This is a genomic window from Paraburkholderia gardini (assembly GCF_907164545.1).
GTDB classification, from domain to species: Bacteria; Pseudomonadota; Gammaproteobacteria; order Burkholderiales; family Burkholderiaceae; genus Paraburkholderia; species Paraburkholderia gardini.
This window is the reverse complement of sequence record NZ_CAJQZB010000011.1, coordinates 1-13820: the sequence shown is the minus strand read 5'-3', so window position 1 is coordinate 13820 and position 13820 is coordinate 1. Positions and strand designations below refer to the sequence as shown.

Annotated in this window: 12 protein-coding genes; 10 read left to right on the top strand and 2 right to left on the bottom strand. The window is 62.5% G+C overall.

Annotated features, from left to right (window positions below):
* The first annotated feature begins 45 nt into the window (after positions 1–45).
* From LPA37_RS10185 to LPA37_RS10160, 6 genes are all read left to right on the top strand, one after another.
* Positions 46–1101 carry a BKACE family enzyme gene (locus LPA37_RS10185; RefSeq protein ID WP_228974090.1) on the top strand — a complete coding sequence of 352 codons (1056 nt, stop codon included), beginning with the start codon at positions 46–48 and terminating at the stop codon, positions 1099–1101.
* An 80-nt stretch (positions 1102–1181) separates the two neighbouring features.
* Complete coding sequence (locus LPA37_RS10180; protein ID WP_324251876.1) at positions 1182–2462, top strand: MFS transporter; 1281 nt, start codon at positions 1182–1184, stop codon at positions 2460–2462.
* On the top strand, positions 2459–3301 hold the full coding sequence (locus tag LPA37_RS10175) for an SDR family NAD(P)-dependent oxidoreductase (RefSeq protein ID WP_229012478.1): 843 nt from the start codon (positions 2459–2461) through the stop codon (positions 3299–3301). The genes LPA37_RS10180 and LPA37_RS10175 overlap by 4 nt, the downstream gene beginning before the upstream one ends.
* Before the next feature lie 240 nt (positions 3302–3541).
* Positions 3542–5182 carry a 3-(methylthio)propionyl-CoA ligase gene (locus tag LPA37_RS10170; protein ID WP_229012477.1) on the top strand — a complete coding sequence of 547 codons (1641 nt, stop codon included), beginning with the start codon at positions 3542–3544 and terminating at the stop codon, positions 5180–5182.
* A gap of 77 nt (positions 5183–5259) precedes the next feature.
* The gene (locus LPA37_RS10165) at positions 5260–6405 is read left to right on the top strand and encodes a porin (protein ID WP_228974098.1); all 1146 of its coding nucleotides are present in this window, start codon (positions 5260–5262) and stop codon (positions 6403–6405) included.
* Positions 6406–6435: 30 nt separating this feature from the next.
* On the top strand, positions 6436–6813 hold the full coding sequence (locus tag LPA37_RS10160) for a BON domain-containing protein (protein ID WP_229012476.1): 378 nt from the start codon (positions 6436–6438) through the stop codon (positions 6811–6813).
* A gap of 121 nt (positions 6814–6934) precedes the next feature.
* On the opposite strand, the gene LPA37_RS10155 is transcribed toward LPA37_RS10160, so the two are convergent.
* Both LPA37_RS10155 and LPA37_RS10150 read right to left on the bottom strand, forming a co-directional pair.
* The gene (locus LPA37_RS10155) at positions 6935–7792 is read right to left on the bottom strand and encodes a PA4780 family RIO1-like protein kinase (protein WP_229012475.1); all 858 of its coding nucleotides are present in this window, start codon (positions 7790–7792) and stop codon (positions 6935–6937) included.
* A 528-nt stretch (positions 7793–8320) separates the two neighbouring features.
* Positions 8321–8614: a hypothetical protein gene (locus LPA37_RS10150; protein ID WP_229012474.1), complete on the bottom strand. Its 294-nt coding sequence runs from the start codon at positions 8612–8614 to the stop codon at positions 8321–8323.
* A 945-nt stretch (positions 8615–9559) separates the two neighbouring features.
* On the opposite strand from LPA37_RS10150, the gene LPA37_RS10145 reads away from it, so the two are divergent.
* The 4 genes from LPA37_RS10145 (at position 9560) to LPA37_RS10130 (ending at position 13752) form a co-directional block, all read left to right on the top strand.
* Positions 9560–10369: an ATP-binding cassette domain-containing protein gene (locus tag LPA37_RS10145; protein WP_229012473.1), complete on the top strand. Its 810-nt coding sequence runs from the start codon at positions 9560–9562 to the stop codon at positions 10367–10369.
* Positions 10370–10424: 55 nt separating this feature from the next.
* Entirely contained in the window at positions 10425–11420 is a 996-nt protein-coding gene (locus LPA37_RS10140; RefSeq protein ID WP_229012472.1) for an ABC transporter permease, read from the top strand.
* A gap of 204 nt (positions 11421–11624) precedes the next feature.
* Positions 11625–12617 (top strand): sugar-binding protein, encoded by a 993-nt coding sequence (locus tag LPA37_RS10135; RefSeq protein WP_229012471.1) that lies wholly within the window; start codon positions 11625–11627, stop codon positions 12615–12617.
* 211 nt (positions 12618–12828) lie between these two features.
* On the top strand, positions 12829–13752 hold the full coding sequence (locus LPA37_RS10130; RefSeq protein ID WP_229012470.1) for a class I SAM-dependent methyltransferase: 924 nt from the start codon (positions 12829–12831) through the stop codon (positions 13750–13752).
* The last annotated feature ends 68 nt before the right edge of the window (positions 13753–13820 follow it).

The following is a 13820-nucleotide window of genomic DNA, read 5'->3' as shown; positions in this document are numbered from 1 at the left end:
TCCGCCAGCCGCGACGCAACCCATTCATCAAAGAGGAAGACAAACATGCATTTCCTGGACGATTCCCTGCTGCCTGAAAATCAGGAAAAACTCGTGATTCAGGTCGCGCCCTATGGCCCGCAATGGATTCCCGGCGATTCGGACGATATCCCGGTCACGATGGACGAACAGGTCCAGAAAGCCGTCGACTGCTACAACGCGGGCGCGACCGTCCTGCACGTGCATGTCCGCGAGAAAGACGGCAAGGGCAGCAAGCGGCTGTCCCAGTTCAACGAGATGCTGGGCCGCCTGCGCGAAGCGGTGCCGAAGATGGTTCTGCAGGTCGGCGGTTCGATCTCGTTCGCACCGGAGGATGAAGGCCAGGCCGCAAAGTGGATGACCGACGACACCCGCCACATGCTGGCCGAACTCGATCCGCGACCGGATCAGGTGACGGTGGCAATCAACACCAGCCAGATGAACATCATGGAGCTGCTGGTCGAGGCCGACTACGCAGGTACCTCGCTGGCCAATCCGGCGTACCAGGCCGCCTACCGCGACATGATCGTGCCGTCCAGTCCGTCCTGGCATGTCGAGCACCTCCGGCGCCTGGTCGCTAGCGGAATCCAGCCGCACTTCATGCTGGGGAACCTGACGCAACTGGAAACGGTTGAGCGCCTGATTCGCGCTGGGGCCTATACCGGCCCGGTGGTCCTCAACTATGTGGCGATCGGTGGCGGGGCGGCCGGGCTGCACCCGGCCGACATGCTCGAGTTCGCCCGCCGTACCCCGGACGGCGCGGTGCTCACGCTCGAAACGCTGGGCCGGTATGTGGTGCCGATGAACACGATGGCGATCGCGCTGGGCCTGCACGTGCGCGTCGGCATCGAGGACACGCTGCTCGGCCCGGACGGCGAACGCGCGACCTCGGTACAACAGATCGAGAAGATGGTTCGCATCGCGCGCGAACTCAATCGCGACATCGCCAGCGGCGAGGATGCCCATCGCATCTACCAGATCGGCACGCATTGGGGCAGCGCCGGCGAGACGCTGGAGAACCTTGGCATGGTGCCTAACCGCACGCCCGTCCAGCGCGACGGAGCGGGACGCAAGGCCGCCTGACAGAGGGTGGCAGGACGGAACGCGGCAGCGTACCGCATGCCGTCTCGCCAGCAAGCCAAGCCCCTCAGTCCTGGAGACAGATGATGTTCTGGAAAAAAAGCCCCCCTGCCGTGCTGGCGTCCCTGCTGGTGATCCACCTGCTGGCACATATCGACCGCAACATGCTGCTCGGCTTCTCGCCGCAGATCATCAAGGATCTGTCGCTCAGCAATGCCCAGTATGGCTTTCTGGTCGGCGCGGTGTGGGTACTCAGCTTCGGCGTGGTGGCGATGTTCATGGGCACGCTGGCAGACCGCTTCAGCCGTACTCGCGTCATCGCCGCCGGCGTGCTGATCTGGAGCGCCTGCACGTTGGCCTCGGGCCATGCACAAAGCTTCGAGCAGATGGTCGTCGCGCGCTTTTTCGTCGCCAGCGGCGAGGCGGCGCTGGTCCCTGCCGCGGTGGCCCTGCTGGCCGAACTTTTTTCCGAGAAGCGGCGAGGCACGGCAATGGGGCTGTTTTTCATGGGCATCCCCCTGGGAATCGGCTGCAGCTTCCTGCTCGCCGGCAGCTTTGGTGCGACGCACGGCTGGCGCACTACGTTCTATGCCCTGGGCATCGTCGGCGTCGCCATCGCCTTGCCGCTGGCGCTGCTCAAGGAAGACCGCAGCCGGCTCGCACCGCAGGAACGCGGCGCAGCCTTCCTGCCACAGGTGCTCGCGGTCCTGCGCATCGTCAGGGGCACGCCGGCGCTGGGCTTCATGATCACTGGCTTCGTGCTGATCCATCTGGTTTTTGCCAGCTTCGCCTTCACGCAGTTATGGCTCGTCAACGAACGCGGCATGAACGCGGCTGGCATTGCCAGCAGGATAGGCACGCTGCAACTGGTGTTCGGCACGCTTGGCGCGGCGGTGGGCGGCGTCATGAGCGATCGCGTGGCGAGAAAGTTGCGGGGAGGACATGCGAGCTTCATGACACTCCTTGTCGTGATCTGCGCGCCGTTGATGCTGGCATACCGTTTCGCACCTACCGGGTCGCCCCTGTTCTACATCGGCATGTGTGCCGGATTCTTCCTGCCGCTGGCGGTGTACGGCCCGGGCATGACGGCACTTGCGAACATGACGCCGCAGACCATGCGCTCGACGGTCACCGGCTTCACGATGCTGTCGATCAATGTATTTGCTCTGGCCATCGGCACCGTGGTCGTCGGTACGGTCGCGGACTATTTCATCAAGGCTGGCGTGACCGCTCCGCTGACTGGCGTTCTGATCGCCACCGACGCGCTGGCGATCAGCTCGGCACTGTTCTTTGCACTCGCGGCGCGTGCCTCGCGCAAGCAGCGCGCGCTCGCGCTGGAAAATGTACAGCCGGTGAGGTCATGAAAATGCGAAACCAACGTCAGAATCTCGCAGGGCGTGTTGCCCTCGTCACCGGTGCCGGTCGCGGCATGGGCGGTGCCATTGCCATCGATCTGGCCAGAGCCGGTGCAAGCGTCGCGATTTGCGACATCGACATGCCGGCGCTGGAAGAGACGCGCGCGGCGGTGGAAGGGGCCGGCGCGCCGTGTCTGGCGCTGCGCTGCGATGTGTCGTCCAGCAGAGAAGTCGCCGATATGTTTTCGCGCATCGTCGAGCGCTTCGGCACGCTGCACATTCTTGTCAACAATGCCGCGCTTGTCCCGAACAGGCCGGTCGATACCGGGCGCCGCAACAGGCACTACGCGTATCTGACCACGCCCGTGCCGCGGCAGTCACTGGGTTTCACCAGCACCATAAGCGACGAGGAGTGGCATCGCTACTGGGACGTCAACGTGCACGGCCTCTTTTATTGCACACGTGAAGCGCTCAGGCTGATGGAGCCGCAGCGCGACGGCAGGATCGTAAACATCGCGTCGATCGCCGGAATCTCGGCCATGAGCGCTCATAGCCCGCATTACAGCGCCACCAAAGGTGCCGTGGTCGCCTTCACCAGGGCGGTCGCCGCCGAAGTGGCAGGGGCCAATATCTTCGTCAACGCCATGGCGCCGGGCGGTGTGGCCACCCCGGACTTCGACGCGTACCTGCGCAGCATCGGTGAAGAGACGCGCAACCAGCTCTGGCAGCTCGTCCCGGCCGGGCGTCTCGGCACGATGGAGGAATACGCGTCGACAGTCACCTATCTGGCCGGCGATCACTACCTGGTCGGCCAGATCATCAGCCCGAACGGCGGCGCGGTGATATGACGACAGAGGCTTCTTGCCCCAGGTGACCGCGACGTAAAGTCTTGCATCAAATTTGCAGATTTTATCAATACGATTAGCTATGCAAATTGTTCTGGAGAATGCGGCGTGAGACAGATCGCCAGGACCAGATGACTGACCTGCAAAAGGCAGGCGTCCCAGCGTTGCCCGAACGCCGTCGCCGCGAAAAAGGGTGACTTCCGGCCGCGACCCGCGACCCCGTAACAGAGAATGGACTACCGTATGAACGGCTTGATGTTGCAAAAGCAGTTGTTGATTTCCTCGTTGATCGTGCATGCGGACCGCCATCATGGCGATACGGAAATCGTGTCGCGCCGGGTAGAGGGCGACATTCACCGCTACACCTTCCGCGATTGCCATCGCCGAGCCCGTCAGATGGCCAATGCGCTCATCAGCCTCGGCGTCAAGGCGTCCGATCGCATCGGCACGCTGGCGTGGAACGGCTATCGCCACATGGAGCTGTACTACGGCATTTCCGGCATGGGGGCGGTGATGCATACGATCAATCCGCGCCTGCACGTCGACCAGATCGCCTACATCGCCGACCATGCGGAAGACCAGTATCTGTTCTTCGATCTGACCTTCCTGCCGTTAGTGAAGGCGATTGCCGGCCGCTGCAGAACGATCAGGGCGTTTATCGCGATGACCGATCGCGCGCACCTGCCGCAGGATTCCGGCATTGCCAGTCTGCTGTGCTACGAAGACCTGATCGAAGGGCATTCCCCCGACTACGCGTGGCCGGATTTCGACGAGGACACCGCCTGCACGCTGTGCTACACGTCGGGCACGACCGGCAACCCGAAGGGCGTGCTGTATTCCCACCGCTCGGCTTTGCTGCACACCTTTGCGGCCGCGCTGCCGGACGCGCTGAACTGCTCGGCACGCGATGTGATCCTGCCGGTGGTGCCCATGTTCCATGTCAATGCATGGGGTCTGCCGTACGTGGCGTGCATGGTCGGGGCCAGGCTGGTTTTCCCCGGCCCGGGGCTGGACGGTCAATCGCTGTATGAGCTCCTTGAAGCCGAGCAGGTTACTTTCGCCGCCGGCGTGCCGACGGTGTGGCAGGGCCTGCTGACCTGGCTCGAACAGGAAGGCCTGACGTTCACGAGCATGAAGCGCACCGTCATTGGCGGCGCGGCCTGTCCGCCCGCCATGTTGCGCAAGTTCCAGGACGGGTACGGCGTGGAAGTGTTGCACGCATGGGGCATGACTGAGCTGAGTCCGCTCGGGACCGTCGGCGCGATGAAAGCGCGACACCGTGGCATGAGCCCGGAAGACCGCCGCGCCGTGCAAGCCAGGCAGGGCCGGGCAGTGTTTGGCGTCGACATGAAGATCCTGGGTGGGGACGGACAGGAATTGCCCTGGGACGGTGTGACCTCAGGGGAGTTGCTGGTACGCGGCCCATGGGTGGTGCGCAACTACTTCCGGAACGAAGGCGGAAATCCCCTGTGGATTGATGCCGATGGGCATGGCTGGTTCCCAACTGGCGATATCGCGACCATCGACGCCGACGGCTTCATGCAGATCACGGATCGCAGCAAGGACGTGATCAAGTCCGGCGGCGAATGGATCAGTTCGATCGAAATCGAGCACATCGCAAGCGCGCACCCCGCAATCGCATACGTGGCGTGCATTGCCGCCAGGCATCCGAAGTGGGACGAACGGCCACTGCTGCTCGCCGTGAGAAAGCCGGATGCACAGGTGACGGCGGAGGAATTGCTGGCGTTCTTCGAGGGAAAAATCGCGAAGTGGTGGACTCCCGACGCCGTCGTGTTTGTCGACGCGGTGCCGCTTGGCGCCACCGGCAAGGTGTTGAAGAACCAGCTGCGCGAACGGTTTCAGGACTATCTGCTGGCGTCGTGAGCCAGCAGGCGATCTTTTGGGTTCTACATCGACGTACGTCGTTACGGGTTGTTTAAAACACAATAACTGGAGACGCAATGAAATTGAAATGGATCGCTGCGGCCGCATTGGCTGCAACTGGAAGTGCGGCTTATGCGCAATCGTCGGTGACGTTGTACGGCGCCATTGATTCCGGGTTGCTGTATCAGAGCACGTCGGCGGCTTCGTTCTCGCCCAGGGCGCCGAATACCGGGAAGGTTTACGCGTTCAAGGACGGCGGCATCTATGCGAGCATCTGGGGTCTTAAGGGCGCCGAAGACATCGGAGGCGGTTACAAGATCAACTTCAAGCTGCAGGGGTCGTTCAGCAGCGGCAGCGGGAAGCTCGGCCTGGCCGACGCGCCGGGCGCCACCGCGGTCTTCAATCAGCAGACGACGGTAGGCGTGTCGGGTCCGTTCGGCACCATCGACGCGGGCCGGCAGATCGTGCCGATGATCTATGCGATGTACGACACCGACGTACGGGGCGCCCAGTATTTCGGCAGTATCCTGACCGCGTGGATTGGCATGAACCAGGCTGCCGGCTGGCCGGGCACCAGCACGAACGGCCCGATCGGCGCACTGTATGACGACAACGCGCTGGTTTATCAGTCGCCGAAGTTCTACGGCGCATCCCTCGCGCTCGAATATGCGCCCGGCGGTGTCGCGGGCCAGTTTCAAGGCGGAACGCGCGAGTCGGCCGTGCTCAAGTATTCGAACTACGGCCTCAATCTGGCGGCCGCGTACTACAACGGGCACGACAGCAATCCGTTCCCGGCTACCTATCCGGCGGCCCCCGCTACGCCGGCGACCGGACAGAGCAATAACCGCTTTTACTATCTGGGCGCGCTGTATACGTTTCACGATTTTTCCGTCTCGACGTCATACAGCATCGGCAAGAATCCCGCGAACAGCGGTCACGTCGACTTTGAACTGGTCTCGGCGGGTCTGGGCTACAAGTTCACCCCGACCTTCAAGGTCACATCGGGCTTCTATTACCTGAAGGACCGGAATAATTCGGCCAGTCACTCGAATGAATTCGCGGTGGGGGCCGAATACAGCCTGTCCAGGAGCACGCTCGCCTACGCGCAGGTGGGGTATGTCGACAACAAGGGCACCATGAACCAGACGATCGTGTACGGGCAGCCTGTTGCGCCGGGCGTGTCGACCACCGCAGCCATGATCGGCATCCGTCACAGCTTCTGATCCCGTGATCAACAAAATATGGAGAATTCAATGAAGACTGTCCCGGCACTCAGATTGGCCTGCGGCGTATTGTTCGCTCTGGCTTCCATTCACGCATGGTCACAGACCAGCGAAACGGGCGCTGCGTCGACCGGATCCGCCATGGCGGCGTCTGGCGCCATGCCTGCAAAGGCGACCCGGCAGGCGAATCGTGCGCTTCGCCGGAAAGTCTATGCCGCCATCGTGAAGTACAAGGAGATTGACGCCGGCAAAATCAGCGTTATCGCGAAGGACGGCGCGGTGACGCTTGACGGGACGGTGGTGGACGAGTCACAGATTGACAAGGTGACCGCGATCGCAAAAAGCGTGACCGGGGTGGTGTCCGTGACCAGCAGGCTCGCTGTCAGGAAGCCGTTCGGCGGCCAGTAAACGCGCTCGAGTCGGGGGCACGGCGGCCGTCACCCATAAACAGGCGGTCGCCGTTGGCCGGGCAGCGACATTCCTCGAAGACCTTCACTTCAGGACTATCTTCGTGGAACGTCGAGCACGGTTACCGGCCTGCGCTCAGTTCCTGCTGTCGCCGCAGTCGCGCGTCTTCCTCAAGACGTGTGTCTTCGAGTTCCTGCAGCACGCCATCGAGGTCCACAGGTCGCGTGTCGACTTCGATGCGGCCGGTCAGTTCGGCATCGACGTGCAGCTGGCCTGCTTCGAAGAGCGTCCAGATCTCCGTGCCATAACTCGTGGTGAGTATTTGCGGTGCGAACCGTCCGAAGTACGCGGCCAGGTTGTCGACGTCTCGCTTGAGCATCGCGGCGGCTTCGTTGTTGCCGGCTGCGTCGACGGCCTGTGGCAGATCGATGATCACCGGCCCATCCGCTGCCATCAGGATGTTGTATTCCGACAGGTCGCCGTGAATCATGCCCGCGCAGAGCATGCGGACAACCTGGTTCAGCAGCAGCGCGTGCAGTTCGAGGGCGCGGGCTTCGGTCAGGTCGACGTCGTTGAGCCGTGGCGCGACGTCACCCTCCGCATCGATCACCAGTTCCATCAGCAACACGCCGTCGGTACAGATATAGGGTTGCGGCACACGCACACCCGCGTCGGCGAGCCGGAACAACGCGTCGACTTCGGCGTTCTGCCATGACGCTTCCTGCATCTGACGGCCGTAGCGCGTGCCTTTTTCCATTGCCCGCGCCTGCCGGCTGTTCTTGACCTTGCGGCCGTCCCGATACGACGCGGCTTGCCGGAAACTGCGCTGCTTCGCGTCCTTGTAGACCTTTGCGCAACGCGTCGATTCGCCGCTGCGCACGACGTAGACTGTTGCCTCCTTGCCGCTCATCAATTGACCGATGACTTCGTCGATGAGTCCTTCTTCGAGAAGCGGCGCAAGCCGTTTGGGTATTTTCATGCGGCCGCCAGCTGTGGCTCGCAGGACGTGCATTTCACATGCGTGGATGGTGAGTGGCCCGCTGAGGTATGCGTGACCACCAAACCGATGAATCGCGTAGCCGGTGCTGTCGGCCGTAAGCTTGCTGCGTGGGAGATGGATGGAGTCATGCCGGATTATAAGGGCGGCCGGGGACAAGCCGACGCAAATCTCCCGGCGACCGCGTAGATGCATTGCGCTGCAGTTCCAGACCGTTTCCTGCCTGGCACGACGGGCAGCACCCGACCTGTTTCGGTCCGCGAAGCGGTCGTTCAACGTTGGTCGAATCCCGCCTTCTGGCACCGTACGGCAGGCTAGCCCGGTCGCGGTTATTCGGGTCGCCTTGCAGGCACGCAATCAGTGGGTGTGCCGCAAGCTGCTGCCAGGAAGAGGTTAGGGAGAAACAAAAAGCCGCTGTCCGTGAGGGCAACGGCTTTTCTCATGACGGGTGGTGAATGAGGGGCGCTTGTTCGTTTTGCGCTTGCGCCAGGTTGTCGTCACTAATTGCTGTTATTTGCCAGCCGGCGATGCTGTGGTCGGGGTTGCCAGCGTGTTGTTGCCCCCGTAAGCGCTGGTGCCGGACGTCGAGCTGGTGTTCGTGTTCGTCGGCTGGCCCGGGTTCGGCGACCCGGAGCCCATGCCACTGTCCGAGCTGGCGGCGCCAGGTGTGCCGTAGCCGCTCGTTGCATTGGCGGCCGGCGACACGGTGGTCGGGGTTGCCAGCGTGTTGTTCTGTGCATAAGCGCCGCCCGACAGCGCGAGTGCGGCGACGGCCGCGATCAATGTGCTGACTGCCTTGTTCATGATCCGTCCCTCCTTGATTGGACTGGAATATCGACGCAGACGACCCATTCGTGTTGCTCCATAGCGGTCGTTGCACGCCTGGCGCGTGGCGATCAAACTCGCGCGACCGTTCGCAGTGGTACACGTGAGGCAAACCAAAGATCGCCGCTCAGGGCTGGCAACGATACACGTACGCAGGTGATACCTAGTTTAGGAAAGCGGTCGCTGATAATTAAGCGCATTGTTCGCAAGGGTGAATTTCGATTTTCGGGGGTACCCCTAATGGGTCCCGGTCCCCAATCCGGGGCCGGTCACTGTCCGATTTCCGCAATAACGGTGCTACGCGAGACATGTTCGCCAGGCGCCACCTTGTAGTTGACGGCTCCGCCTCGCGGCGCGATCAGGAGGTCGGCCGCAGCGAGACCTGTAGCCTCGCATAGTGGTTCTGGAAGCGGCCCCGGATCGCCAGCAACTGCACCCCGACGCCTCAGGAATTTGAGCAGCGCATCCGCGTCGATGGATGCAAACCCGTCGCCGATGTCACCTTGTCCGCGTAATTCCAGCGTCACTGAGTGGCAACCGACCGGGACAGGAAACAGATGACCCAGTTCTTTCGAACGAGCTCCCACGTTCCCGTAAATAGATCGGTAGACGTGCCTGCGTCTTCTGTTCCATCTTCGTTCAGAACCGCTTCACACCCGGTTTGCGCACACAGATCGGAGACATCTGGCCATATCGACGTGTACGCGTGCACGATTGCGTCACGATCGCAGTGGATGTCGCCGGAAATCCGTATCGAATGGCCCTGGCTCTCCCATGCAATGACCCTGATCGAGAATCGTTGTACAGAAGAGCGACCAGCTTGAGACGCAACGCGTGCGGGTCCCCTTTGGGCCGCGGATAAATCGGGTAACCGATGGAGGCTTGCCAAAAGGCGCCGTTGTGCTATAAAAAATGCTAGCTGGCATGTCTACCGCTCTCCCGGCCTCCCGGCCGAAGAAATGGGCGGCACTACTGGAGCGAGCGCGACAGTCCATGAGTCTTCTAGAGCTCAGAGGCATTTCCAGACACTTTGGCGCCATTCAAGCTCTGAGCGACGTGACGTTCAGTCTGGAGCCGGGTCAGGTGGTCGGACTCATGGGAGACAACGGGGCTGGGAAATCGACGCTGGTGAAGGTCATCGCCGGTAACTTTCCCCCCTCGCACGGCGAAATCCTCATCGACGGTAAGCCGGTGCATTTCAGCAAGCCGGTCGACGCCCGCGCTCAGGGGATCGAAGTCGTCTATCAGGACCTTGCGCTCTGCGACAACCTCACGGCGGCCGCCAATGTCTTCCTTGGCCGGGAGCCACGGCTCGGTTTCGGGCTCGTCAGCATTCTCGATCACGCGACCATGTATCGGCGCGCCGGCGAACTTTTCAAAGAACTGAAATCCGAGACGCGCCCCCGCGATCTCGTCCGGCAGATGTCGGGCGGCCAGCGACAGGCTGTGGCGATCGCACGCACGCGGCTCTCCGAAGCGCGGCTCGTCATCATGGACGAGCCGACGGCATCGATCAGCGTCCGGCAGGTGGTCGAGGTGCTCGATCTCATCAAACGCCTGTCCGAACACGGCATCGCGGTCATTCTCATCAGCCATCGCATGCCGGACATTTTCACCGTCGCCCATCGCGTGGTCGTCATGCGGCGTGGGCGCAAGGTCGCGGACAAGAAGACCGAAGCATCCTCTCCGGAAGAAGTGACCGGTCTCATCACCGGAGCCATCGCCGCCGCCTGAACCTGACTCGCACGGGAGCCCGAAATTGAACGATCCGCAGGAAAGGCCCGCCCCATTGTCGGCATTGCTTGACGATCCGCAATCCGCGAGGACGCATACTCGCTGGACCGGGCTTCTCGCGAGCCAGGTGTTCTGGGTGGTGCTCGCAACGATCGTCGCCTGCATCGTGCTCTCGTTCGTGACCTCGACTTTCGCGACGCAGCAAAATCTTTTCAACGTCACGCGCAACTTCGCCTTCGTCGCAATCGTCGCGCTCGGCATGATGGCGGTGATCGTCACTGGCGGCATCGATATTTCGGTCGGCTCGACGATCGGCTTGAGCGGTATCGTCCTCTCGGTGGTCATGAATGCCGGCTATCCGATCTGGGCTGGCATCGGCATGGGGCTCCTGACCGCGGGGCTCGTCGGCCTCGTGAACGGTCTGCTCATCGCCTGTCTCGACATGCAGCCTTTCGTCGTGACGCTCGGTATGCTGAGCGTCGGCCGTAGTCTCGCGCTGGTGTTCTCCGGCAGCCGGACCATTTTCGATTTCGGTCCCGACGGCAGCAAACTCCTTGCCCTCGGCGGTGGCAAGACCTTCGGCCTCGCCAATCCGGTGTGGTTCCTGATTGTCCTCGCCGTGCTTTTCTGGTTCGCCTTTGCGTGGACGCGCTGGGGTCGCTACGTCTTCGCGGTCGGCGGCAATCGCCATGCGGCGAGACTCACCGGCGTTCCGGTGCGTCGCATCATCTGCTCCGTCTATGTGCTAGCCGGCCTCATGGCGGGCGTCGCGGCGATCCTCGAAGTGGGCTGGCTCGGCGCGGTGACGACAGGCCTTGGCGCGGGCGACGAATTGCGCGTGATCGCCGCGACCGTGATCGGCGGCACCAATCTCATGGGGGGCGTTGGCAGCGCCTTCGGGACCGTCGTCGGCGCCGCACTCATCGAAGTCATCCGCAACAGCCTGATCCTGCTCGGGGTCGACTCGTTCTGGCAGGGTACCGTCGTGGGTGCTTTCATCATCATCGCCGTGCTCTTTAACCGGCTCGGTGGCGAGCGGCAAGGAGACTGAAATGTCTTTACGGCCGGTGCCAGGGGTGCGGTCGGACGAGATGCGGCACTGCCGGACGCAGGCGTTCACGCGAAACGCGAGGGAGCCGCGGCAAGATTAAAGCTCGAACACGGACTTTCCCTGGAACTATCATGGATAGTGTGCGAGCGGACATGGGCACCGTAGACCCGGCGCCGACAGCTTTGCATGAGACCGGAGGAAACAATGAAAAAAGCTTTGATGTGTCTTGCTGCGATTGGAGGGCTCGCGATGCTGGCCTCCTCCGCCTTCGCAGCCGATAAGACCCTGGCGCTGGTGGTGAAGGGTCTCGACAACCCCTACTTCGACCTGATGCACCAGGGATGCGAGCGGGCGAACAAGGAACTTCATAAGGAAGGCTACACCTGCTACTACACGGGTCCCGCAACGGCTGCGGACGAAAGCGCCGAAGTGCAGATCATTGACGACCTCCTGACCAAGGGTGTGGCGGGCATGGCGATCTCGCCCGCGAACGCCCCGGCCGTGGCCGAAGAGTTGCGGCGCCGTAATGTGAAGATCCCGGTCATCACCGCGGATGCCGATTTGTTGCCGAAGGACGCGTCGCTGCGCAAGAGCTACGTCGGCACCGACAATTACGAACTGGGCGTCAAGCTCGGCGAGCAGTTGAAGTTGCTGATGCCGAAGGGTGGCAATATCTGCCTCGTCATGGGTAATCCCGCGGCCGAGAATATCAACCAGCGCGCCCAGGGCACGCGCGACGCACTTTCCGGCAAGAAGGGAGTCACGAAGCTCGCCGGTGAAAACGGCTGGCATGAGATCAGCGCCTGCCCGCTCTACGTGAACGACGACGCCGCGAGAGCGAACCAGATGATGCAGGACACGCTGACCGCCAACGCCACCGGTCTCGATGCCTTCGTGCTCGAGGGCGGCTGGCCGCTCTTCGCCCCTCAGGCCTATTCGCAGGTCGTCGCGCCGATCATGGACAAGATCCAGAGCGGCAAGTTCGTCATCGTCTCGGCCGATACGCTTGGACCGGAACTGCAAGCCCTCAAGGATCACAAGGTCAATGTTCTCGTTGGCCAGCGGCCGGAGGAAATGGGCTATCAGGCCGCGATGGTCATGCGTAATCTCGCGGAAGGAAAGACGGTGAAGCCGGTCATCCACACCGGCCTTGACACTTGCACCTGGAAGAACGCCGACACCTGCCTCAAGCATTGAAGGCCGGCAGGATCCATTGCAAGGATGGATGCGGGAGCCGGGCAGCCCTGACCCGGCCTCGTCACGCTGCCCGCTTTTGTCTGACAGGCGTACGCTCTACGTCCGTCACCACTGAAGCGGGCTACATCCCCTCGTATTGCCTGCGTCGAGTCCGGCGAATGCTATCCTCTCGTTCGACCAAAAAATTGCGTCCCTGGCGCGACATCCTTACATGACGAAACTGATCAGGCGCGCTTCAGCCGAAGCGCGTGCGTTCCGCAACAAACAGGCTGATTCCGTGGAATCGAAGCAGAAAATGTCGCGCGCGAAGCATCGTGCGTCCGGCAGGAACCGCGACGACGACCTCGACGACGCACCGCTCATCGAGACACCGCGTAAGCCGCGTTTCGCGCCGGTCACGTTCTCGGAAGAGGGTGGCGTGCGCTATCTGCATTTCGGCACCGAGTGGGTACAGGGCGCGATGCGCCTGAAAAAGCCGCATCACATCGAACTCGAATACGCACAGCAGATGATGGCCTGGCTGCTGTTCCTCGAAACCCCGAAGCGCGTCGTCCAGCTGGGCCTCGGTGCCGCGGCGCTGACGAAGTTCGCGCATCGTTTCCTGAAGCGCGCGAAAGTCGAGGCCGTCGAGCTGAACCCGGCCGTGGTGATCGCAGCCCGGACGATGTTCGAGTTGCCGCACGACGACGCCCGCCTGACCGTGCATGAAACCGATGCATGGGACTTCGTCAACGATCGCGCGAATCATGGCACGATCGGCGCGCTGCAGATCGACGTCTATGACGCGACGGCGCGCGGCCCGGTACTCGACAGCGTCGCGTTCTACCGCGCGGTGCGGGCGTGCCTGACCGATGCGGGCGTGGTGACGATCAACCTGTTCGGCGATCATCCGAGCTTCGTGCGCAACATGAAGCGCCTGAACGAGGCGTTCGACGGCCGCGTTTTCGCGTTGCCGGAAGTGCACGACGGCAATCGCGTCGCGATTGCGTTCTCGGGTCCGGCCATCGACGTGCCGTTCGCCACGCTGCAAAAACGCGCCAGGCTGATCGAGGACTCGCTCGCGCTGCCGGCGCGCAAATGGCTCAAAGGCTTGCAGGAGTCGACGGGACAGACGTCCGGTTCGTTCTCGATCTGACGGCTCCGCGCGCGCATGGGCGCGCGCTGCTGCCAGGGCGACATCGAAGGGGGCGGCGCGGCGCCCGG

What these genes read in the sequence shown, in the direction of transcription:
- LPA37_RS10170 (WP_229012477.1), top strand. Translation starts at nt 3,542, where the DNA reads ATGAACGGCTTGATGTTGCAAAAGCAGTTGTTGATTTCCTCGTTGATC.
- LPA37_RS10180 (WP_324251876.1), top strand. Translation starts at nt 1,182, where the DNA reads ATGATGTTCTGGAAAAAAAGCCCCCCTGCCGTGCTGGCGTCCCTGCTG.
- LPA37_RS10150 (WP_229012474.1), bottom strand. Translation starts at nt 8,614, where the DNA reads ATGAACAAGGCAGTCAGCACATTGATCGCGGCCGTCGCCGCACTCGCG.
- LPA37_RS10145 (WP_229012473.1), top strand. Translation starts at nt 9,560, where the DNA reads ATGTCTACCGCTCTCCCGGCCTCCCGGCCGAAGAAATGGGCGGCACTA.
- LPA37_RS10160 (WP_229012476.1), top strand. Translation starts at nt 6,436, where the DNA reads ATGAAGACTGTCCCGGCACTCAGATTGGCCTGCGGCGTATTGTTCGCT.
- LPA37_RS10130 (WP_229012470.1), top strand. Translation starts at nt 12,829, where the DNA reads ATGACGAAACTGATCAGGCGCGCTTCAGCCGAAGCGCGTGCGTTCCGC.
- LPA37_RS10175 (WP_229012478.1), top strand. Translation starts at nt 2,459, where the DNA reads ATGAAAATGCGAAACCAACGTCAGAATCTCGCAGGGCGTGTTGCCCTC.
- LPA37_RS10165 (WP_228974098.1), top strand. Translation starts at nt 5,260, where the DNA reads ATGAAATTGAAATGGATCGCTGCGGCCGCATTGGCTGCAACTGGAAGT.
- LPA37_RS10185 (WP_228974090.1), top strand. Translation starts at nt 46, where the DNA reads ATGCATTTCCTGGACGATTCCCTGCTGCCTGAAAATCAGGAAAAACTC.
- LPA37_RS10155 (WP_229012475.1), bottom strand. Translation starts at nt 7,792, where the DNA reads ATGAAAATACCCAAACGGCTTGCGCCGCTTCTCGAAGAAGGACTCATC.
- LPA37_RS10135 (WP_229012471.1), top strand. Translation starts at nt 11,625, where the DNA reads ATGAAAAAAGCTTTGATGTGTCTTGCTGCGATTGGAGGGCTCGCGATG.